We start from the raw sequence: 21,989 nt of genomic DNA, 5'->3' as shown, positions 1-21,989 counted from the left end.
ACTCTGCCGGGCGCCGAGCGCCGCTGTCGACGCGTTTTCGCTCTACTCCGCCGCGCTGTACGCGACGAACCCGGCCCACGCGGCGGGGGCGAAGGTGAGGCGGGGGCCGGTGGTGTTCTTGGAGTCGCGGACGTGGATGGTGGCGGGGGTGGTGGCGACCTCGACGCACGTCTCGCCGCCGCCGTTGCTGTAGCTGCTCTTGAACCAGTCCAGCTCTGACTTGCTGTTCATGTCTCTCCCAGCAATTGCTCGATGAAGACCCGTGACCTCGCCGGAGTGAGGGCTCTGGACCGGATGATGCCATAGCGGAGGTCCAGGAGACGGAGGCGTTTCGGGTCGGAAACCGGGCGCCCTCCGAAGTCGCCGTCCATGCGTCCGACCGCCTTGCCGTCCCCGAACTTCAGGATGGAGATCACCCCGCTCAACCCCGGGTGGTCGGCGTACTCGGTGGGCATCACCTGGATCTCCACATTGGGCAACTCGCCCACCTCCAGTAGGTGCTGCAGTTGGCGGCGCAGTACCGCCCTTCCCCCGACGGGCCTGCGGAGTGACACCTCCTCCTGGATGAAGCTGAACTCCGGCGCTGGTGTCTTCTCCAGCACGGCTCGACGCGCTACTCGCGCAGCCAAGTAGCGCTCCAGATCCGGCGGGCTGTACGCGGGGCGCCAGTTCCGCAGAACCGCCCGCGAGAACTCCTCGGTCTGCAACAGGCCATGAATGTCGAAGTTGGTGTACATGCAGAACTCGACCGCCCGCCTCTCCAGCTTCGCCAGGTCCCGGACCGGCTTCGGATAACGGATCTCCGAGATGTCCTGCTTCATCTCCGCGACGAGTCCATTCGCCCCCATGGCCTCGTCCGCCCGATCCAGGAACTCGGGGCGCGGGATGCGGTCCCCCCGCTCCAGCTTCCGGATCATGTCCTCCCCGTACCCCGTCAGCTCACCGAGCCTCGCCGCGCTCAGCCCCTTCGCCTCACGCCAGGTCTTGAGCTGCCGACCGACCGTGGCCAGTACGGCCTTCCCGGGCTCGTCGCCGGGATCCACCTCCCAGCCCGCGTCCTCGACGACGCCACCGTCCACCTCTTCCACGCTCATGCGTGCCCACCTCCTTGTGGCGGCCCTCTACCCGGAGCGCGGCCCGAGACAGTCGAGACAAGACAGGACAGCCGCAGGACAGTAACCGTACGTAAGGGCGTTTCCGGTGGGCAGCGTAGGCACTGCCCACCACGCTGAGATCCATGAACCTCGAAACCAGCCAACTCATGGCGACTGCACGCCATTTCACCCTCCAGCTCTCCTCGACGCCCCGAGGGGCCCGGCTCGCGCGACTACTCGCCGTCGAGCAGCTGCGCTCCTGGGACGCGGGGGACGCGATCGACGCCGCCGAGCAGGTCGTGGCCGAGTTGGCGAACAACGCCGTGACGCACGGGCACGTGTCCGGGCGGGACTTTCGGCTCCGGGTGGTCGTCACCGGGGCGGTGCTGCGGGTCGAGGTCACGGACACGCGGGGTGACCGCACGCCACAAGCCGGGGGCGTCGGCGGGCGCGGGCTGCTGATCGTGGGCGCGCTGGCGCGGAGTTGGGGGGTGCGGCAGGGGCCTTCGCCGCAGAAGACCGTCTGGGCCGAGCTGCCCCTCCCGTGACCGCGCGTCGCGGCCGGCCGCGTCGCGGGAATCCACGACGCGGCGGCCCACGACGTAAAGAACCAAGTACCGGGGTAAATACCCTCCCAACCCCACCCACCTCCCCAAGTCAGCCCGTCACCCTCTCGGGTGACTTATGTGAACTGGGCTGGATTTGAGGCGGGTTGCCGGGCATATGCTCCGCTCACAACCCCAGACATGCGTCGGCCCCCGGCCGGGACTCGCAATCCCGATCGGGGGCCTGACCACCGAGGAAGGTAGCTCTTCCCGATGGCTTCCAGGCAGCCTAACGCGCCCTCGCGCGCCTCCGGGCTCGTTCACCGCAACGTCCGCCTCACGACCCGGTACGTCGTCGTGAGCAACGACCTCGCCCAGCACGCCGGGCTCTCCCTCGCCGCGATCGGCCTCGCCGTCCATCTCCAGTCGCTGCCCGCCGGATCGCGCGTCGGGATCAAGGCCCTCGCCGCCAGGTACCCGGAGAGCGAGCTGAGGGTCACCGCCGCGATGCGGGAGCTGGAAGCGCACGGGTTCCTCGAACGGGTCCGGCACCGGCTGCCGAACGGCCGGATCTCGGCGCAGACGATCTCGTACAACCGGCCGAGGGGGGAGGCGGGGGCCGCGCACAGGACGCCACCGGCCGCAGCCGTACCGATGCGGCCCGCCCCCACATCACCGGGACCCCGTTCACCGGGACCCGCGCCGCAGGACCCGGGTCGGGACCCCGAGCCGGACCCCGGACCGCGCCAGGCCCCCGCACCCACACCCGCACCGAACCCCCGCCCCGCCCCCACGCCCCCGCGTCGCTCCGGCCCGCCCCTCGGCGCAGCGCATCGGCGGGCCGTCGAGTTGCTCGCCGGGCTGCGGGCCCAGGAGCCCCGGATGCTGCTGGCGGAGCGGGACGTGCAGCGGCTGGCGCCCGGGGTCGCGGTCTGGCTGGGGCGCGGGGCGGATCCGGCGGCCGTGTGCCGGACGCTCTGCGCGGACCTGCCGCCCCACCTCCTCAACCCGGCCGGCCTGCTGGCGCACCGGCTCAAGGCGCTGCTCCCGCCGCCCCTCCCGGCCGCGCCCGTACGGGCCGCCCCGGTGGTCCGCCTCCTCTGCGAGGACTGCGAGCGGCCCTTCCCGCCGTCGGTGACGACGCCGGGCCGGTGCCTGGACTGCCGCGCGGAAGCGGAGACGCCCGCACTTGACCCTCACGCCGCGTGAGGCCCCACCGTGGTCGTCATGAGCAGCGACCACTACAACGCCTTCGCCATGAGCCCCGTACCCACCCCCGGCCCGGACGCCGTGCCGCCGGAGCCCTTCCACGGCATCTACGGCATGCCGTCCTTCGTCACGATCCCCACCGCCGACCTCGCGGAGTCCGTGGACTTCTGGGTCCGGGGGCTCGGGTTCTTCGAACTCTTCGCCATCCCCGGCACCCTGGTGCACCTGCGCCGGTGGGCCTTCCAGGACGTGCTCCTCGTCGCGGCGGAGAGCGTCCCCGAGCAGCCGCCGGCCATGGGCTTCAGCTTCGCCGGGGTGCTGTCGCAGGTCGAGGAGGTCGTCGAGGCGTGCCGGGCGCTGCGGCCCGACGCGGTCTCCGGGCCCCGGGACACGCCCTGGAACACGCGGGACGTGGAGGTGATCACCCCCGAGAACGCCCGGATCGTCCTCACGGCGGCGAAGCCCTTCGACCCCGCGAGCCAGGAGGCGCGGAACCTCGCGGCGATGGGGATCCACCCGCCCGACGACGGCGACGACGGCGGCGACAATGGGGCGCATGCCTGAGGACGAGTATGCGGACGGTCTGACCGTCGGTCAGGTCGCCGCGCGGCTCGGCGTGACCGTCCGCGCGCTGCACCACTGGGACGAGGTCGGTCTGGCGCGGCCCTCGCTGCGTACGGCCGCCGGGTACCGGCTGTACACCGCCGCGGATCTGGAACGGCTGCACCGCGTCGTCGTCTACCGCGAGCTCGGTCTCGGCCTGGAGCGGATCCGGGCCGTGCTCGACGACTCGGCCACGGACGTGACCGGCGCGCTGCGCGCCCAGCGCGCCCAGGTCAGGGAGCGGATCGAGCGGCTCGAACGGCTCGGCGCGGGGCTCGACCGGATGATCGACGCGCACGAGCGCGGGGTGCTGCTGAGCGTCGAGGAGCAGGCCGCGATCTTCGGCCCCGGGTGGGATCCGGAAGGGCCCGCGAAGGCGCGCGCGCTCTACGGGGACACCCCGCAGTGGCGTCAGTACGCCGAGCGCTCGGCCGACCGGACGCCCGAGGAGTGGCAGGCCGTCGCGGACGCCACGGCCGCCCTGGACCGCGAGCTCGCGGCGGCGATGGAGGCGGGCCTCGCGCCGGACGGCCCGGAGGCGGGCGCGCTCGTCGAGCGCCACCGTGCCGTCTTCGCCGCGTACTTCCCGCTCACCAGGGAGATGCAGGTCCTGCTCGCCCGCAGGTACGAGACGGATCCGGGCTTCGCGGCGCACTACGACGCGGTCCGTCCGGGCCTGGCGGGCTGGTTCCGGCTCGCGGTCGACGCGAGCGCGCGGGCGCACGGGATCGACCCGGACACGGCCGCCTGGCGGTAGCCCCCCGACGGGCAGGTGACCGCCGTCCGTCCGCTGAGCGAACCCTACTGACCGGATTGAGGTCTTGACGGGACATCGTCACGTCGCTGAGCATTCAGCACGCGCACAGCAACCGCGGGGATCCCCTTCGCACCTCCCACGGGCGCCGCTCGCGCAGCTCCAACGCCTCGCGCCACCCACGGCGCGAGGCGCTCGCACGTTCCGTCCCATCCCCGTTCGGAATCCGGAGCCCCCACATGAAACTCTCCGCGAGACTCGCCGCCCTGGCCGGTTCCTCGGCCCTCGTCCTCGGCGCCCTCGCCGGCGCCGCACCGGCCACCGCGGCCCCCGCCGGCGCCACCGCGGCGCCGGACATCTCCGTCGCCAACGTCAAGCAGCACCTGACGGACCTCTCGACCATCGCGTCGAACAACGGCGGCAACCGCGCGCACGGCCGGCCCGGCTACAAGGCGTCCATCGACTTCGTGAAGGCCAAGCTGGACGCGGTCGGCTTCACCACGAGCGTCCAGCAGTTCACGTACAGCGGCACCACCGGCTACAACCTGATAGCCGACTGGCCGGGCGGTGACCCCAACCAGGTCATCATGGCCGGCTCGCACCTGGACTCGGTCACCTCGGGCCCCGGCATGAACGACAACGGCTCCGGCTCCGCCGCGATCCTGGAGGCCGCGCTCACCGTCGCCCGCTCGGGCTACCAGCCCACCAAGCACCTGCGCTTCGGCTGGTGGGGCGCGGAGGAGCTGGGCCTCGTCGGGTCCAAGTACTACGTGAACAACCTGCCCACCGCCGAGCGCGCGAAGATCAAGGGCTACCTCAACTTCGACATGATCGGCTCGCCGAACCCGGGCTACTTCGTCTACGACGACGACCCGGCGATCGAGCAGACCTTCAAGGGCTTCTTCTCGGGCATCGGGGTCCCCACCGAGATCGAGACCGAGGGCGACGGCCGCTCCGACCACGCCTCGTTCAAGAACGTCGGCATCCCGGTGGGCGGGCTCTTCACCGGCGCCAGCCGGGTCAAGTCCAGCGCCCAGGTGTCCAAGTGGGGCGGTACGGCCACGGCCTTCGACCGCTGCTACCACTCCTCGTGCGACACCCTGTCGAACATCAACGACACGGCCCTGGACCGCAACAGCGACGCCATCGCGCACGCGATCTGGAACCTGTCGGGCACGAGCACGCCGCCCACCGGCAAGGTCTTCGAGAACACCGCCGACGTCTCCATCCCGGACAACGGCGCCGCGGTGACCTCCTCCGTGACCGTCTCCGGCGTCACCGGCAACGCGCCGAGCAACCTCTCCGTCGGCGTGGACATCGTCCACACCTACAAGGGCGACCTCGTCGTCGACCTGATCGCCCCCGACGGCTCGGTCTACAACCTCCACAACCGCTCCGGCGGCGGCACCGACAACATCCAGCAGACCTACACCGTGAACGCCTCCTCCGAGGTCGCCAACGGCGCCTGGAAGCTCCGCGCACAGGACAAGGCGGGCGCTGACACCGGCTACATCAACGGGTTCAAGCTGACCTTCCCGTAGGCGTAGCCCGGCGGAACGAGCCACCCGGGTGGGCCGGTGACCTGCTCCCGACCCACCCGGGCACCAACTGCCGCGTTACTCGGCCGCGTTACTCGGCCGTGTTACTTGGCCGTGTTACTTGGCCGCGTCACTTGGCCGCGTTCGCCGCGTCCACCAGCGCGTCCGGCGTCACGGCGCCGACGTAGACCTTGCCGTCGTCCGTCATGAGCGCGTTGACGATCTTGGTCTTGAAGACCGTGCCGGAGCCGAACTTCCCGCTGACCTTGTCGCCGAGCGAGTCCAGGAAGCCCTGGACCTCCTTGGGCGCCTCGTCCGTCTTCGGGGCCGGCGCGCCGGAGTCGATGCGGGCGATGGTCGTCCAGCCCTCCCCGATCACGTTGACGTCGCCCTCGCCGAGGCCGCCGACGCCGCCGAGACCGAGGTCCCCGAGCCCGCCGAACTCCTTCTCCAGGTCCTTCTCCAGGTCCTTCTGGCCGGCCGCGCCCTTGTCGCCCTCGGTGACCTTCGCGCCCTTCGGGACGGTGAAGTCGAACTCCGAGGCGGCCGGCTTGCCGAAGTCGACCTTGGTGAAGCCCGCGTCGAGGACCGGCTTGCCGCCGCTCGTGGAGTCCAGGGTGAACTTCAGCGGGGTGCCGGTGGCCGCGTCGACCGCGATGGTGATCGCGTCGACCGTGGAGCCCTGCTGCTTCGGCTCGATCACCAGGCGGTACGCGTCGCGGCCCGCGACGTTCGCCGTGCCGCCGACCGTGATGGAGGTGGTGTCGCCGGCGGCCTTCAGGACCTCGTCGGCGAGGGCCTTGGGGCCGGCCGGGAGCTCCTTCTCGTGGGCCGGGCCGCCCTCTTCCGGTCCCGCGTCGACGCCCTTCTCGTGGAAGACCTCGTTGGACCGGGAGTCGTACGCCCACACCTCGTCGCCGTTGTGGACCAGGCTGTACTGCTCCTTGCCGTCGAGGAGCGTGAGCTTCTGCCGCTCGGGGCCGTCGGCGGCGATCTTCAGGGTGTGGGTGCCGGAGACGAGCTTGGTCAGCTGCTCGGCCGGGTCGGCGGACCCCTCGCCCTCGGCGGCACCGCCGGCGATCCCGCCGAGCAGCCCGTCGAAGGCCGGCAGACCGAGGTCCGTGGAGACCTTGAAGGTGCCGGAGAGCGTCTGGGTGTCCGAAGCAGCGATCTTCTCGATCAGCTGCTGGGCCGTGAGCTCCGGCAGGTCCGGGTCGCCGGACGCGGCGAGCGCCGGGACGAGTCCGATGGTCGCGGCGGCGATACCGGCCACCGCGACCGGGACGACGTACCGACTCGTCTTTCGCTGTGCTGCCATGGTCTGTGATCCCTCCGTGCCCTGGCGGACTGCTTCGTTATGCCTCCATCTCACCAGGACCGGGCCCGCGAGGCGTCAGCCCGGGGGCCCAACCTCACGTACGCCTCCGGGATGACGTCCCTGATCCCCCGGTGGGGTCAGCCCGCGCGGTGGACCACCGCGTCGCACAGTTCCCGGAGGGCCGACTTGGCGTAGCCGTCGGGGAGGGGGGCCAGCATGTCCCTGGCCTCCTCGGCGTAGCGGACGGTGTCGCGGCGGGCCTGTTCCAGGGCGGGGTGGACCCGGAGGCGGCGGAGGGCCTCGGCGTGCCGGGCGTCGTCGGTGAGGTCGCCGTCGATCAGGGCGACGAGCTCCAGGTCCTCGGGGCGGCCGTGGGCGGCCGCGGCGGCCCGGAGGCGGAGGACGGGGAGGGTGGGGACGCCCTCGCGGAGGTCGGTGCCGGGGGTCTTGCCGGACTCGTGGCCCTCGGAGGCGATGTCGAGGACGTCGTCGGCGAGCTGGAAGGCGACGCCGAGCCGCTCGCCGTACTGGGTGAGGATGTCGACGACGGACTCGTCGGCGCCGGACATCATGGCGCCGAAGCGGCAGGAGACGGCGACGAGGGAGCCGGTCTTGCCGCCGAGGACGTCGAGGTAGTGGTCGACCGGGTCGCGGCCGTCGACGGGTCCCGCGGTCTCCAGGATCTGGCCGGTGACCAGCCGCTCGAACGCCTCGGCCTGGATCCGTACGGCCTCGGGGCCGAGGTCCGCAAGGGTGTGCGAGGCGCGGGCGAAGAGGAAGTCACCCGTGAGGACGGCGAGCGAGTTGCCCCAGCGGCTGTTGGCGCTGGGCACGCCCCGGCGGACGGTCGCCTCGTCCATGACGTCGTCGTGGTAGAGCGTGGCCAGATGGGTGAGCTCCACGACGACGGCCGCGGGCACCACACCGGGCGCGTAGGGGTCGCCGAACTGGGCGGCGAGCATCACGAGCAGCGGCCGGAACCGCTTGCCGCCGGCGAGCACCAGGTGCTGCGCGGCCTCGGTGATGAAGGGGACATCGCTCTTGGTCGCGTCGAGGAGGCCGGCCTCGACGGCCGCCAACCCGGTCTGGACATCGGCCTCAAGAGCCTGGTCCCGCACGCTAAGACCGAACGGCCCGACGACGGTCACGAGGGGGTCTCCTGTCTGCTGACGCCTGCTGTCGGTCACATGGCGACGATCACACGGTTGGGGCGGTGATCACACGGTGTTCGTGGTCACACGGATTGTCGATGTGTCGCTGGGATTCACTCAAGCCAGCGTATCCGGTCACGTTTCGATCACCGTGGGCGCCTTCCCGTCACCCCCGGTATGTTCGTGATCAGCTGATACGACATGGAGTGCACGAATTGTCTCGAACAGCGATCGACAAGGACGACTGGGACGGCGACGGCGAGCAACCGCCCCCCGAGGACGACCGCGCCTTCCTGGGCCATCCGCGCGGCCTCCTGGCCCTCTCCGGCCTCGAGGTCTGGGAGCGGTTCTCGTTCCTCGGCATGCAGGCCATCCTGGTCCTGTACTTCGCCGCGGCCGTCTCGGACGGCGGGCTCGGCATGGCGGCCGGCACCGCCGCCTCCGTCTCCGCCGCCTACGGCACCCTCGTCTACCTGGTCTCGGTGGCCGGCGGCTGGCTCGCCGACCGGATCCTCGGCTCGTACCGGGCGGTCCTGTGGGGCGGCGTCCTCATCGCCTGCGGCCACTACTCCATGGCGGTGCCCACCGCCACGATGACCTGGGTCGGCCTCGGCCTGATCAGCGCCGGCACCGGCCTGCTCAAGCCGAACGTGGCCACCATGGTCGGCAAGCTGTACCGCACCGACGACGACCGCCGCGACGCCGGCTTCGCGCTCTACTACATGGCGATCAACATCGGCGCCTTCGCCGGACCGCTGATCACCGGCTGGCTCGCCGACCACAAGGGCTACCACTGGGGCTTCTCGGCCGCCGCCATCGGCATGACCTTCGGCCTGATCCAGTACGTGGCCGGGCGCCGCCACCTCGCGGGCAAGCGGCACGCCGCCGAGTTCCCGCTCGCGCCGGACGCGCTGCGCCGGACGTGGATCCTGCTGGGCGCGGGCGCCGTGGTCGTCGCCGCGGCGGCCGTCGCGCTCGCGGCGGCGGGCTGGCTCACCATGGACCGCTTCGTGGACCTGCTGACGCTGATCTCGGTGATCGCGCCGGTCGTCTACTTCTGGGTGATGTTCACCAGCCCCCGGGTCACCGCCGAGGAGCGCGGCCGGCTCCGGCCGTACATCGTGCTCTTCCTGGCCTCGGTGGCGTTCAACTTCATCCTCTTCCAGGCGTACTCCACGATGATGCTGCTGGCCCAGTCCAACGCCAGGACGACCATCCTCGGCTTCGACTTCCCGCCCAGCTGGTACGCCTCCGCCCTCGGCGCCTTCGAGGTGGCCCTGGCGCCCGTGGTGGCCGCCGTCTGGGCCCGGATGGGCCACAGGCAGCCGCACGCCTCCAACAAGATCGCCCTCGGCGTCGTCCTCGGCGGCCTGTCCTTCCTCCTGATGGTCCTCCCGACCTCGGGCCACGCCGACGACACGTACCAGATGGCCGCCTGGTGGATCGTCGGCTCCTACCTGCTCCTCGGCCTCGGCGACGTGCTCCTGGAGACCTCCGGCATGTCCGCCACCAGCAAACTCGCCCCCAAGGCGTTCTCCAGCCAGACCATGTCGCTCTGGTTCCTCTCCCTCGCCCTCGCCAACGGCATCCAGGCGCAGACCGTGAAGCTCTACGACGACGTCTCCAAGCCCGCCTACTTCGGCGTCAACGGCGCCATCGCCGTCGCCGTCGGCCTCGCCGTGATGGCCCTGGCGCCCTGGCTGCGCCGCACCATGCACCCCGTCCACTGAGGTGACCCGATGACGAAGATCCGTACCGACTTCCCGTACGAGACCCGGCACGAGGACATCCGCATCCCGCTGCCGGACGGCACCAGGCTGTACGCGCGCGTGTGGCGGCCGCTCACCGACGAGCCCGTTCCCGCCCTCCTGGAGTACCTGCCGTACCGGCTCACCGACTGGACCGCGCCCCGCGACTGGCAGCGCCACCCCTGGTACGCGGGCCACGGCTACGCCTCCGTACGGGTGGACGTCCGCGGCCACGGCAACAGCGAGGGCCTGCCCGGCGACGAGTACGACGCCACCGAGCTCGCCGACGGCGTCGCCGTCGTGAACTGGCTCGCCGAGCAGGAGTGGTGCACCGGCAAGGTCGGCATGTTCGGCATCTCCTGGGGCGGCTTCAACAGCCTCCAGATCGCCGCCCTCGCCCCCGAACCGCTCAAGGCGGTCGTCACCGTCTGCTCCACCGACGACCGCTACGACAACGACGTCCACTACATGGGCGGCTCCGTCCTCGGCGTCGACATGCACGCCTGGGCCGCCACCATGCTCGCCTTCGTCTGCCGCCCCCCGGACCCCCACTACGCGGGCGAGGAGTGGCGGGAGCTGTGGCTGCGCCGCCTGGAGGCCGTCGAGCCCTTCGTCCACACCTGGCTCTCCCACCAGACCCGGGACGACTACTGGAGGCACGGCAGCGTCTGCGAGGACTATGGCGCGATCCGCGCCGCCGTCCTCGCCGTCGGCGGCTGGCACGACCCGTACCGGGACACCGTCCTCCGGCTGGCCGAACACCTCCCCCAGGACCGGGTCCGCGGCATCATCGGCCCCTGGTCCCACCAGTACCCCGACCGCGGGCTCCCGCCCGGCCCCGCCATCGGCTTCCTCCAGGAGACCCTCCGCTGGTGGGACCACCACCTCAAGGGCGCCGAGAACGACGTCATGGCCGAGCCGCTGCTCCGCTCCTGGATCAGCGAGTCCCACCCGCCGGCCACCGTCTACGCGGAGCTGCCGGGCCGCTGGGTCGCCGACCCGTCCTGGCCGTCGCCGCACGTCACCCCGGTCACGTACGCCTTCCAGGGCGAGCACGCGGTCGTGGACTCGCCGCAGCAGACCGGCATCGACGCGGGCCGCTTCTTTCCCTTCGGCAACGACGCCGACCTGCCGCCCGACCAGCGCGACGAGGACGCCCACTCGGCCTGCTTCGACTTCCCGGTCCCCGCCGAGTCCGAGGGCGGCACCCCGATCGAGATCCTCGGCCGCCCCTCCGTCGCCCTGCACCTGACGACCCCCGCGCCCACCGGGCAGATCATCGCCCGGCTCTGCGACATCGCCCCGGACGGCTCCTCCACGCTCGTCACCCGAGGCGCCCTCAACGTCTCCGCCCGCTACGGCCGCGACCGGGCCGTCGACGCGCAGCCCGGCGAGTGGGAGACGTACCGCTTCGAGCTGAACGGCATCGGGCACACCTTCCCGCCCGGCCACCGGGTCCGGCTCGCGATCTCCTCCGCCTACTGGCCGTGGATCTGGCCGCAGCCCGACGCCGCCGGCTTCACCCTCGACCCGGCCGGCTCCTCCCTCACCCTTCCGGTCCGCGCCCGTACGGACGACTCGGTCACCTTCGAGGAGCCCGAGCAGTCCCCGCCGCTCGGCGTGTCGTCCCCGGCGACCCTGAGGACCCCGGAGGAGACCCGCCCCGAACGGCTGGTGCTCCGGGACGTCGCCAAGGGCGAGTGGACGCTCCAGGTCGACCCGAAGTACGGCGGCACGCGCGTGTACCCGGACGGCCTGGAGTTCACCGAGGACGCCGTGGAGACGTACACGATCGCCGAGGACGACCCGCTCTCCGCGCGCACCCGCTCGGAGTGGCACATCCGGCTGCACCGCCCGGAGCTCGCCTGGGACGTCACCGTCGACACCCGCTCCGAGATCAGCTGCGACGCCGACGCCTTCCACACCTCCGACGAGGTGGTGTGCAAGGAGGGCGGCGAGGTCGTCTTCCACCGCACCTGGGAGAAGCGGATCCCCCGCACGGCGGGCTGAGCCCTGGGCCGTACGGGGGATCGCGGCGGTGCGGGTGACTCTTAGGCGTTCGCCTTGCGGCGGCGAGCCAGGAACAGCGCGCCCGCGCCGAGCACGAGGGCGGCGCCGGCCGCCGCCACGAGCTTCGGCAGGGCGTCGCTCGAACCGGTCTCGGCGAGCTCACCGTTCACCGAGGTGTTCGAGGAGCCGCCCTGCGCGGTGGTGTTGGTGCCCGTGCCCGTGCTCGTCGCCGTGGCGGCCGGGGTCGGCGTGGACGTCGACGGGGACGGCTCCGGGGACGGGGACTCCGTCTCCGCGGTCGGCTTCTCCGTCGGGGTCGGCTCGCCCTTGTCGTCGCCGGTGACGTCGAACCACGCCTCGACGGTCTTGTCGCTGATGCCGCAGGAGCGGTCGTCGTTCTCGTACATCGCCGAGGCGTGCAGCACGCCCTGGTTCAGCGGCGCGTCGCCGTCGACGGTGACCCGCAGCTTGACCTCGGACGTGTGGCCCTTGTCGATGCCGCCGAAGTCGGCGGTGTCGAACTCGTCGGTCAGCGGGGTCCACTCCAGGACGTCCTTGGAGGACCACTCGACCGTGGCGCGGTCGAGGGCCGGCGGGTGCTCCGGGTCCAGCTCGTCCTCGTCCGGAGTACCGAAGATCGCGACGCCGGGCCACGCCTGGACGTCGTCCAGGGGGCGGTCCGAGACGTTGGTGAGGGACAGCGTGAAGACGCCGCTGCCGCCGGCCGCGATCTTCTCGGGTCCGGTGAGGGAGAAGGAGAGCGAGGAGTCCTCCTTGCACCCCTCCCCGATCGACTCCCAGAACTCCAGGTCCTCCTTGGCCTGGGCGAGCTCCTCCTCGGCGGTCTCGATCTCGCCCTTGAGGAGGTGGACCTCCCGGCTCAGCGCGACCAGCTCGTCGTCGCGGGCCGTCTCGGCGGCGTCGTAGCGCTCCTTGGCGGTCTCCTCGGACGCCACGGCCTCGTCCCGCTTCTTCGCCGCGTCCTCGACGGCCTTCGCGGCGTCGGTCTTCTGCTGCTCGGTGGAGGCCGGGTCCTCGGTGACCTTCTTGAGCTCGGCCTCGGCCGCGGTCACCGTCTGGACGGCGGTGGCGGTGGCGGTCTTCGCGTCGTCGTACGCCTTCTTCGCGGCGTCGTACTCGGCCTGGACGACCGCGTCGATCTTCTTCTCGTCAAGGTCCTTCAGCAGCTTCGTGCGCTTGGCCTTGAGGTCGTCGACCTTCGCCTGGGCGGTCTTGACCGCCTCTTCCAGCTCCGCGATGGTCGGGACGTCGTCGTCCTCGTGGTCGGCGGTGCCGGCGGTCTGCTTCTGGTGCGGCTTCGGGGTGTCCGCGACGGCCTGGCCGGCGGACAGGAACACGACCGGCGTCGTGACGGCGGCCGCCACGGCGGTCGCGAGAATACGGCGGATCTTCACGTAGGGACCTTTTCCTGGTCAGGGAAGAAGAGAGTGCGGCGCGCGCCCGCGGACTCCTCACGCGGGGACGACGCCGCCATGATCGTATGGCCCGAAACAGCCCCCCGATAGAGGCGTTTTCGCAGCTCGGACGGACAGTCTCCAGCACCGCGCGGACGAATCCGGCCAATCGCCGCAGTTGCTCACGGAGCCCCCGGTTTCTCTGTGATCCATGTCATCCTCGCCCGGCGGCCCGCCCCGTAACGTGTCCCTCACCCATCATCGAAAGCGAGGCACGCACCGATGTCCGAGCACAGCCCGCTCGACCTGGCCGAGGGCGACCCCTTCGGCCCGCACAACCTCCCGTACGGCGTCTTCACCACCGCCGACGAGCCCGGCCGCCGCCGCCTCGGCGTCCGGATCGGCGGGTACGTGCTGGACGCGGGGGCCGCGGCGCACGCGCTCGGCTCCCCGTACGCCTCCCTCCTGGACCGGCCGAGCCTCGACGCGCTGCTCGCCGCCGGGCGGACCACCTGGCGCGACGTCCGGCGCGCCCTGACGGCCTGGGTGACGGTCCCGGCGCACCGCGCCGAGATCGAGCCGCTGCTGCACCCGCTGGACGCCGTGACGCTGCACCTGCCGTACACGGTCGCCGACTACGTGGACTTCTACGCGAGCGAGCACCACGCCACCAACGTGGGCCGCATGTTCCGCCCCGACGGCGAGCCGCTGACGCCCAACTGGAAGCACCTGCCGATCGGTTACCACGGCCGCTCCGGCACGGTCGTGGTGTCCGGCACCGACGTGGTGCGCCCCTCCGGCCAGCGGAAGGCGCCCGCCGACGCGGCGCCGGTCTTCGGCCCGTCGGTGAAGCTGGACATCGAGGCGGAGGTCGGCTTCCTCGTCGGCACCCCGTCGGAGCTCGGCACGCCCGTGCCGCTCGCCGCCTTCCGGGACCACGTCTTCGGCCTGACGCTGCTGAACGACTGGTCGGCGCGGGACGTGCAGGCGTGGGAGTACGTGCCGCTGGGCCCGTTCCTCGGCAAGTCCTTCCAGACCTCGGTGTCGGCGTGGGTGACGCCCCTGGAGGCCCTCGACGCGGCCCGTACCGCGCCGCCGGCCCGGGACTTCCCGCTCCTCCCCTACCTGGACGACGCGGCGGAGGAGGAGCCGGGCGGCTTCGACGTGCGGATCACCGTGGAGATCAACGGGGAGGTGGTGGCGGAGCCGCCGTTCTCCACCATGTACTGGACGGCCGCGCAGCAGCTCGCCCACATGACGGTGAACGGCGCCTCCCTCCGCACCGGCGACCTCTACGGCTCCGGCACGGTCTCCGGCCCCGAGGTGAACCAGCGCGGCTCGCTCCTGGAGCTGACCTGGAACGGCCGGGACGCGATCGAACTCGCGGGCGGCAAGCGGACGTTCCTGGAGGACGGCGACGAGGTCGTCCTCACCGCGTGGGCGCCCGGCCCGGACGGCACGAAGGTGGGCCTCGGCGAGGTCCGGGGCCGGATCGCGCCCTCCGCCTGACCGCTAGCCGACCCGCCACAGGGCGGGGACGTTCGGCGGCTCCCAGCCGGCGATGGCGGTGTGGGCCTGGAGGCACACGTAGCCCACACCGCCGTACGTCACCCTGTCCCCCGCCGTGTACGTCCGTCCGGCGGCCCAGGTGCCGCCGGGCGGCGCGGTGGTCGGCGTGGGGGTGGGCGTCGGGCCCGGGTCCTGCTTCACGTCGAGCACGAAGTCGAAGGCGGCCTCACGGCCCCCGCCGCCGTCCCTGACGGTCATGAGCAGACGCGGGTCGAAGAGCGAATCGGTGTTGTTCCGGGGCTCGTTCGGGAAGTACAGCTGCGTGGTGAGGACCGGCCGTCCGGGCGCCTGCACCTTGACGTGGAGGTGACGGGTCCGCCCCGGGTAGAGCCCGGGGACGATGGTGGTGAGCTTGAACGCCCCGTCCGCGCCGGTGAACTGGTGCCCGCGGAACTTGAACCCGGTGTTGTCGTAGGCGCCGTTGACGTCGGCCTGCCAGAAGTCCAGCAGGACCCCGGATATCGGCCGGCAGGCCCGCCCGAAGACGTAGCCGCTGACCGTCAGCCGCGTGCCCGGTCCGTCCGGCATGCTCGAGCGCAGCGGCGAGTTGGGCTTGAAGTACGGCCCCTCCATCTGCGGCGGGGTGGGGTCGTCGCCGTCGTCGCAGGTCGGGGTGAGGTCGAGGGCGGTCCCGCTGTCGCCCAGCGTGCGGGCGAGCGCCGGGACGCCCATGAGGACGGCGGGCGCGGCCATCCCGGCCGCGAGCGCCGCCCGCAGCACGGCCTTGCGGGTGACGTGCCCGGTGCTGGTGGTGCTCTCGCTGTCCATGTGCCTGGCTCCTCGGGTGGGGGGCTGGGGTCGGCACGAACCTACGAGCTCCCGTCCCCGCCTTCGATGGACGGAACGGGGCGGTCGTGGTGTTTTCGAAAGTCCCCCGGGCTGCGCCCGACCTCCCGCCGGAAGAACCGGCAGAAGTACGCGGGATCCTCGAACCCGACCCGCGCGGCCACCTGCCGCACGGACAGCCCGGTGGCGACCAGCAGCCGCTGCGCCTCCCGCACGCGCGCCTCCCGCAGCAGCGCGGCCGGTGTCCGCCCGGTAACGGCCCGCACGACCTCCGTGAGGTGTCCGGGCGTCACCCCCAGCCGCTCGGCGCACTCCCGTACGGACATCCCGGCGGTGGCCCGCCCCGCGAGGCCGAGGAACTCCTCGGCGAGGCCCCGCGCCGGCGCCACGACCCGGCCGCCCGGCACCCGGGCGGCCCGCACCAGGAGCACGTGCAGCAGCGACCGCAGCACCCCGGCGAAGCCGTCGGCGCCGGCCCGGTACTCCTCGGCGAGCTCCGCCATCAGCAGCGAGGTCCGCGCGTGGGCGGCCTCGTCCAGATCCACCCACGGCCGCTCCCCGAGGCGTCGCAGCAGCGCCAGGTCGTCCGCCCCGTCCACCAGGAACTCGGGCGTGAACAGCACGAGGGAGCCCTCAAGGCCCCGTACCCCCTCCCACCGGTGCACCTGCCCCGGCAGGATCACGCCGAGCTGCGGCGGGCGCAGGGCGTACCGCCCGGTGTCGATGACGTGCACCCCCGTCCCCTCCACCACGTGCACGATCTCGTAGAAGGTGTGCCGGTGCGGGTAGTCGGCCCGCGACATGGGGCCCATGGCGTCGAAGCCGCCGGCCGCGAACGGCACCTGCTCGGGCAGCCGCAGCTCCAGCCGGTGCACCGGCGGCTCCCCCTCCCGGGGCGCCTCGCACGGCACCCCGGGTAAGACCGTCGTCCCGCGCACGGAATCCCCCTCCCCGACAGGTACAGACCATTCGCCCCGCCCACGATCCCACGCGGACCGCCGCCTGTCAGGAGGACCGGGGACGCCCCTCCCCGGGCACGCGGAAGGGCCCGGGCACGCGGAAGGGCCCGGCTCGCCCCCGAGCCGGGCCCCGTCCGTGGTGGAGTCAGCGTACGAAGACGCTCGCCTGGCTCGCCAGGTCCAGGAAGTACTGCGGCGCGAGGCCGAGGACCAGGGTGACGACCACGCCCGCGGTGATGGTGAGCGTCGTCATGATCGAGGGCACGGCGACCGTGGGGCCGTCCGCCTTCGGCTCGCTGAAGAACATCAGCACGATGACGCGGATGTAGAAGAACGCCGCCACCGCCGAGGCGATGACGCCGACCACCACGAGCGCGCCCGCGCCGCCCTCCGCCGCCGCCTTGAAGACCGCGAACTTGCCGGAGAAGCCGGAGGTCAGCGGGATGCCGGCGAAGGCGAGCAGGAAGACCGCGAAGACGGCGGCGACCAGCGGCGAACGACGGCCCAGACCGGCCCACTTGGAGAGGTGGGTGGCCTCTCCGCCCGCGTCCCGCACCAGGGTGACGACGGCGAACGCGCCGATCGTCACGAAGGAGTAGGCGCCCAGGTAGAAGAGGACGGACGAGATGCCGCTCGGCGTCGCGGCGATGACGCCCGCGAGCAGGAAGCCCGCGTGCGCGATCGACGAGTAGGCGAGCAGCCGCTTGATGTCGGTCTGGGTGATGGCGACGACCGCGCCGCCGAGCATCGTGACGATCGCGATGGCCCACATGACCGGACGCCAGTCCCAGGTGAGGCCGGGCAGCACCACGTACAGCAGGCGGAGCAGCGCGCCGAAGGCGGCGACCTTGGTGGCGGCGGCCATGAAGCCGGTCACCGGGGTGGGGGCGCCCTGGTAGACGTCCGGGGTCCACATGTGGAACGGGACGGCGCCGACCTTGAAGAGCAGGCCCATGAGGACCAGCGCGAAGCCGATGAGGAGCAGGACGTCGTTGCCCATGGTCTCGGCGAGCGCCGGGTTCACGGTGGCGACGGCGCCGTCCACGACGTCGGCGATGGCGGCGTACGAGACGGAGCCCGCGTAGCCGTAGAGCAGGGCGATCCCGAAGAGCAGGAAGGCCGAGGAGAAGGCGCCGAGGAGGAAGTACTTGACCGCCGCCTCCTGCGACATCAGCCGCTTGCGGCGGGCGACGGCGCACAGCAGGTAGAGCGGGAGGGAGAAGACCTCGAGCGCGATGAAGAGGGTCAGGAGGTCGTTGGCGGCCGGGAAGACCAGCATGCCGGCGATCGCGAAGAGCGCGAGCGGGAAGACCTCGGTGGTGGTGAAGCCGGCCTTGACGGCCGCCTTCTCGTGGTCGCCGCCGGGGACGGCGGCGGCCTCGGCGGCGAAGGAGTCGACCTTGTGGCCGTGGTCGGCCGGGTCGAGCCTGCGCTCGGCGAAGGTGAGGACGGAGACGATCGAGGCGAGCAGGATCGTGCCCTGGAGGAAGAGAGCGGGGCCGTCGACGGCGATGGCGCCCATCGCCGCGATGCCCGCCTTGGTGGTGCCGAAGCCGCCGGCCGCGAGGCCGACGACGGCGGCGAACGCGGCCGCGAGGGCCAGGACGGACAGGAAGACCTGGGTGAAGTAGCGGCCCTTGCGGGGCACGAAGGCTTCGACGAGGACACCGAGGATCGCCGCGCCGACGACGATCAGCACGGGGGCGAGCTGGGTGTACTCGATCTTCGGCGCCGGGATCTTGTTCAGCGGCTCGGCGGCCGTCGTCCACAGGCTGTGGACAGCGAGGGCGTTCACTTGGCCGCCTCCACGTTCTGGACGGGGACTTCGGGGGTGGGGTCGGTCCGCTGCACGTCCGACATCGTGTGCCGGACGGCCGGGTTGACCACGTCCGTCAGCGGCTTCGGGTAGACGCCGAGGAAGAGCAGGACCGCGATGAGCGGGGCGACCACCGCCAGCTCGCGCGCCCGCAGGTCGGGCATCGCGCGCACCTCCTCCTTCACCGGCCCGGTCATCGTCCGCTGGTAGAGGACGAGGACGTACAGCGCGGCGAGGACGATGCCGGTGGTGGCGACGATCCCGGCCACCGGGTAGCGGGCGAAGGTGCCCACCAGGACCAGGAACTCGCTGACGAACGGGGCGAGTCCGGGCAGCGACAGGGTCGCGAGACCGCCGATGAGGAAGGTGCCGGCGAGGACCGGGGCGACCTTCTGCACACCGCCGTAGTCGGCGATGAGCCGCGAGCCCCGCCGGGAGATCAGGAAGCCGGCGACCAGCATCAGGGCGGCGGTGGAGATGCCGTGGTTGACCATGTAGAGCGTGGCGCCCGACTGGCCCTGGCTGGTCATCGCGAAGATGCCCAGGATGATGAAGCCGAAGTGGGAGATCGACGCGTAGGCGACCAGCCGCTTGATGTCCCGCTGGCCGACCGCGAGCAGCGCCCCGTACACGATGCTGATCAGGGCGAGGACGATGATCGCGGGCGTGGCCCACTTGCTCGCCTCGGGGAAGAGGCCCAGGCAGAAGCGGAGCATCGCGAAGGTGCCGACCTTGTCGACGACCGCCGTGATGAGGACGGCGACCGGGGCGGTCGCCTCCCCCATCGCGTTCGGCAGCCAGGTGTGCAGCGGCCACAGCGGCGCCTTCACCGCGAAGGCGAAGAAGAAGCCGAGGAAGAGCCACTTCTCCGTGGACGAGGCCATCTCCAGCGAGCCGTTCGCCCGCGCCTCGGCGATCTCCGTGAGCGAGAAGTTCCCCGCGACCGTGTAGAGCCCGATGACGGCGGCCAGCATGATGAGCCCGCCGACCAGGTTGTAGAGCAGGAACTTGACCGCCGCGTACGAGCGCTGCGCCGCCGCGTTCTCGTCGGAGCCGCTGTGCGCGCGGTCGCCGAAGCCGCCGATGAGGAAGTACATCGGGATGAGCATGGCTTCGAAGAGGATGTAGAAGAGGAAGACGTCGGTGGCCTCGAAGGAGAGGATCACCATCGCCTCGACCATGAGGATCAGGGCGAAGAAGCCCTGCGTGGGCCGCCACCGCTTGGAGGAGGTCTCCAGGGGGTCGGCGTCGTGCCAGCCGGCCAGGATGATGAAGGGGATCAGCAGCGCGGTGAGCGCGATCAGCGCCACCCCGATGCCGTCGACGCCCAGTTCGTACCGGACGCCGAAGTCCCTGATCCAGGAGTGGGACTCGACCAGCTGGTAGCGGTCGCCGCCCGGCTCGAAGCGGGCGAAGACCAGTCCGGCGAGCACGAGCGTGACCAGCGAGACGGTCAGCGCCACCCACTTGGCCGCGGTGCGACGGGCGGCGGGCACGGCGGCGGTGAGGATCGCACCGACCGCCGGTACCGCTGCCGTCAACGTCAGAAGGGGAAAGGACATCGGCGTCACACCGCCCTCATCAGCAGGGTCGCGGCGATGAGGACCGCCGTACCGCCGAACATGGAGACCGCGTACGAGCGGACGTAGCCGTTCTGGAGCTTGCGCAGCCGGCCCGAGAGCCCGCCGACGCTCGCCGCCGTGCCGTTGACCACGCCGTCCACGAGGCTGTGGTCGACGTAGACCAGCGAGCGGGTCAGATGGGTGCCGCCGGTGACGAAGACGGCGTGGTTGAAGTCGTCCTGGAGCAGGTCGCGGCGGGCCGCCCGGGTGAGCAGCGAGCCGCGCGGGGCGACCACCGGCACGGGCCGGCGGCCGTACTGGAGCCAGGCCAGGCCGACGCCGATCACCATCACGGCGACCGTGGCCGAGGTGACGGCCATGGCGCTGATCGGCGGGTGGCCGTGCTCGTACTCGGTGACGGGTGCGAGCCAGTTCACGAACCGGTCGCCGATGCCGAAGATGCCGCCCGCGAAGACCGAGCCGAAGGCCAGCAGGATCATCGGGATCGTCATGGACTTCGGGGACTCGTGCGGGTGCGGCGGCTCGCCCTTCTCGTCGGGCTGCCAGCGCTTCTCGCCGAAGAAGGTCATCAGCATCACGCGCGTCATGTAGTACGCGGTGATGGCGGCGCCCAGCAGGGTGACCCCGCCGAGGATCCAGCCCTCGGTGCCGCCCTTGGCGAAGGCCGCCTCGATGATCATGTCCTTGGAGAAGAAGCCGGACAGGCCCGGGAAGCCGATGATGGCGAGGTAGCCGAGGCCGAAGGTGACGAAGGTGACCGGCATGTACTTCCTGAGGCCACCGTACTTCCGCATGTCCACCTCGTCGTTCATGCCGTGCATGACCGAACCGGCGCCGAGGAAGAGCCCGGCCTTGAAGAAGCCGTGCGTCACCAGGTGCATGACCGCGAAGACGTAGCCGATGGGGCCGAGGCCGGCCGCCAGGATCATGTAGCCGATCTGCGACATCGTCGAGCCGGCGAGGGCCTTCTTGATGTCGTCCTTGGCGCAACCGACGATCGCACCGAAGAGGAGCGTGACCGCGCCGACGATGGTGACGACGAGCTGCGCGTCCGGCGCCGCGTTGAAGATGTCGGCGGAGCGGACGATCAGGTACACGCCGGCGGTGACCATGGTCGCCGCGTGGATGAGGGCCGAGACCGGGGTCGGGCCCTCCATCGCGTCCCCGAGCCAGGACTGCAGCGGCACCTGGGCCGACTTGCCGCAGGCGGCGAGGAGCAGCATCAGGCCGATCGCGGTCAGCGTGCCCTCGGAGGTCTCGCTCGCCGACTCCAGGACGGGGCCGAAGGCGAAGGTGCCGAAGGTGGTGAACATCAGCATGATCGCGATCGACAGGCCGATGTCACCGACCCGGTTGACCAGGAACGCCTTCTTCGCGGCGGTGGCCGCGCTGGGCTTGTGCTGCCAGAAGCCGATCAGGAGGTACGAGGCGAGGCCGACGCCCTCCCAGCCGAAGTACAGCAGCAGGTAGTTGTCCGCGAGGACGAGCAGCAGCATCGCCGCCACGAACAGGTTCAGGTAGCCGAAGAAGCGGCGGCGCCGCTCGTCGTGCTCCATGTACCCGATCGAGTAGACGTGGATGAGCGTGCCCACACCGCTGATCAGCAGGACGAAGGTCATCGACAGCTGGTCGAGCTGGAAGGCGACGTCCGCCTGGAAGCCCTCGACGGGGATCCAGGTGAACAGGTGCTGGTGCATCGCCCGGTCGTCGGCGCTCTTGCCGAGCATGTCGGCGAAGAGGACGAGGCCGATGACGAAGGAGACGGCCGCGAGGAGCGTGCCGAGCCAGTGCCCGGTCTTGTCGAGCCGGCGGCCGCCGCACAGCAGGACGGCCGCTCCGAGCAGGGGCGCCGCGATGAGCAGCGCAATCAGGTTGTCCACGGTTCAGCCCC

General features: G+C 71.5%; 18 protein-coding genes. 8 read left to right on the top strand and 10 right to left on the bottom strand.

What is annotated here, in order from left to right; translation table 11 throughout:
* Nucleotides 1–42: 42 nt before the first annotated feature.
* Both ACIGHB_RS04695 and ACIGHB_RS04690 read right to left on the bottom strand, forming a co-directional pair.
* Nucleotides 43–231 carry a DUF397 domain-containing protein gene (locus ACIGHB_RS04695; protein ID WP_399909536.1) on the bottom strand — a complete coding sequence of 63 codons (189 nt, stop codon included), beginning with the start codon at nt 229–231 and terminating at the stop codon, nt 43–45.
* Nucleotides 228–1,094 (bottom strand): helix-turn-helix domain-containing protein, encoded by an 867-nt coding sequence (locus ACIGHB_RS04690; protein ID WP_399909534.1) that lies wholly within the window; start codon nt 1,092–1,094, stop codon nt 228–230. Before ACIGHB_RS04690 ends, ACIGHB_RS04695 begins: the two co-directional genes overlap by 4 nt.
* A 143-nt stretch (nt 1,095–1,237) precedes the next feature.
* On the opposite strand from ACIGHB_RS04690, the gene ACIGHB_RS04685 reads away from it, so the two are divergent.
* The 5 genes from ACIGHB_RS04685 (at nt 1,238) to ACIGHB_RS04665 (ending at nt 5,746) form a co-directional block, all read left to right on the top strand.
* On the top strand, nt 1,238–1,642 hold the full coding sequence (locus tag ACIGHB_RS04685) for an ATP-binding protein (protein WP_399909532.1): 405 nt from the start codon (nt 1,238–1,240) through the stop codon (nt 1,640–1,642).
* A gap of 270 nt (nt 1,643–1,912) precedes the next feature.
* Complete coding sequence (locus ACIGHB_RS04680) at nt 1,913–2,848, top strand: helix-turn-helix domain-containing protein (RefSeq protein ID WP_399909530.1); 936 nt, start codon at nt 1,913–1,915, stop codon at nt 2,846–2,848.
* Nucleotides 2,849–2,866: 18 nt separating this feature from the next.
* Nucleotides 2,867–3,412, top strand: a complete 546-nt coding sequence (locus tag ACIGHB_RS04675) for a VOC family protein (protein WP_399909528.1) — start codon at nt 2,867–2,869, stop codon at nt 3,410–3,412.
* Nucleotides 3,405–4,208 carry a MerR family transcriptional regulator gene (locus tag ACIGHB_RS04670; RefSeq protein ID WP_399909526.1) on the top strand — a complete coding sequence of 268 codons (804 nt, stop codon included), beginning with the start codon at nt 3,405–3,407 and terminating at the stop codon, nt 4,206–4,208. The genes ACIGHB_RS04675 and ACIGHB_RS04670 overlap by 8 nt, the downstream gene beginning before the upstream one ends.
* Nucleotides 4,209–4,444: 236 nt before the next feature.
* Nucleotides 4,445–5,746, top strand: a complete 1,302-nt coding sequence (locus tag ACIGHB_RS04665; RefSeq protein ID WP_399909524.1) for a M28 family metallopeptidase — start codon at nt 4,445–4,447, stop codon at nt 5,744–5,746.
* Nucleotides 5,747–5,873: 127 nt separating this feature from the next.
* Here the strand turns inward: ACIGHB_RS04665 and ACIGHB_RS04660 are convergent, their stop codons facing one another.
* Both ACIGHB_RS04660 and ACIGHB_RS04655 read right to left on the bottom strand, forming a co-directional pair.
* On the bottom strand, nt 5,874–7,061 hold the full coding sequence (locus ACIGHB_RS04660) for an outer membrane lipoprotein carrier protein LolA (RefSeq protein WP_399909523.1): 1,188 nt from the start codon (nt 7,059–7,061) through the stop codon (nt 5,874–5,876).
* A gap of 137 nt (nt 7,062–7,198) precedes the next feature.
* On the bottom strand, nt 7,199–8,209 hold the full coding sequence (locus ACIGHB_RS04655) for a polyprenyl synthetase family protein (protein WP_360310447.1): 1,011 nt from the start codon (nt 8,207–8,209) through the stop codon (nt 7,199–7,201).
* Between the two features lie 218 nt (nt 8,210–8,427).
* Between ACIGHB_RS04655 and ACIGHB_RS04650 the strand changes: the two genes are divergently transcribed.
* Both ACIGHB_RS04650 and ACIGHB_RS04645 read left to right on the top strand, forming a co-directional pair.
* On the top strand, nt 8,428–9,942 hold the full coding sequence (locus ACIGHB_RS04650; protein ID WP_360310445.1) for a peptide MFS transporter: 1,515 nt from the start codon (nt 8,428–8,430) through the stop codon (nt 9,940–9,942).
* 9 nt (nt 9,943–9,951) lie between these two features.
* Entirely contained in the window at nt 9,952–11,970 is a 2,019-nt protein-coding gene (locus tag ACIGHB_RS04645; protein ID WP_360310443.1) for a CocE/NonD family hydrolase, read from the top strand.
* A 41-nt stretch (nt 11,971–12,011) separates the two neighbouring features.
* On the opposite strand, the gene ACIGHB_RS04640 is transcribed toward ACIGHB_RS04645, so the two are convergent.
* A complete protein-coding gene (locus tag ACIGHB_RS04640) occupies nt 12,012–13,385 on the bottom strand; it encodes an LAETG motif-containing sortase-dependent surface protein (protein ID WP_399909521.1) in 1,374 nt (457 codons plus the stop codon).
* Nucleotides 13,386–13,667: 282 nt separating this feature from the next.
* On the opposite strand from ACIGHB_RS04640, the gene fahA reads away from it, so the two are divergent.
* On the top strand, nt 13,668–14,894 hold the full coding sequence (gene fahA, locus ACIGHB_RS04635; protein ID WP_399909519.1) for a fumarylacetoacetase: 1,227 nt from the start codon (nt 13,668–13,670) through the stop codon (nt 14,892–14,894).
* A gap of 3 nt (nt 14,895–14,897) precedes the next feature.
* On the opposite strand, the gene ACIGHB_RS04630 is transcribed toward fahA, so the two are convergent.
* The 5 genes from ACIGHB_RS04630 to nuoL all read right to left on the bottom strand — a co-directional run bounded on the left by ACIGHB_RS04630 (nt 14,898) and on the right by nuoL (nt 21,978).
* A complete protein-coding gene (locus tag ACIGHB_RS04630; RefSeq protein ID WP_399909517.1) occupies nt 14,898–15,722 on the bottom strand; it encodes a carbohydrate-binding protein in 825 nt (274 codons plus the stop codon).
* Between the two features lie 41 nt (nt 15,723–15,763).
* A complete protein-coding gene (locus ACIGHB_RS04625) occupies nt 15,764–16,678 on the bottom strand; it encodes a helix-turn-helix domain-containing protein (RefSeq protein ID WP_399909515.1) in 915 nt (304 codons plus the stop codon).
* Nucleotides 16,679–16,844: 166 nt separating this feature from the next.
* Complete coding sequence (gene nuoN / locus ACIGHB_RS04620; RefSeq protein WP_399909513.1) at nt 16,845–18,494, bottom strand: NADH-quinone oxidoreductase subunit NuoN; 1,650 nt, start codon at nt 18,492–18,494, stop codon at nt 16,845–16,847.
* Nucleotides 18,491–20,077: an NADH-quinone oxidoreductase subunit M gene (locus ACIGHB_RS04615; protein WP_360310431.1), complete on the bottom strand. Its 1,587-nt coding sequence runs from the start codon at nt 20,075–20,077 to the stop codon at nt 18,491–18,493. Before ACIGHB_RS04615 ends, nuoN begins: the two co-directional genes overlap by 4 nt.
* Nucleotides 20,078–20,082: 5 nt before the next feature.
* Entirely contained in the window at nt 20,083–21,978 is a 1,896-nt protein-coding gene (nuoL, locus tag ACIGHB_RS04610) for an NADH-quinone oxidoreductase subunit L (protein WP_399909511.1), read from the bottom strand.
* Nucleotides 21,979–21,989: the final 11 nt, after the last annotated feature.

The organism is Streptomyces sp. NPDC085460, from assembly GCF_044541975.1.
Classification (GTDB): Bacteria; Actinomycetota; Actinomycetes; order Streptomycetales; family Streptomycetaceae; genus Streptomyces.
Note: the sequence above shows the minus strand (reverse complement) of the source record. Positions and strands in the feature narration are given on the sequence as shown.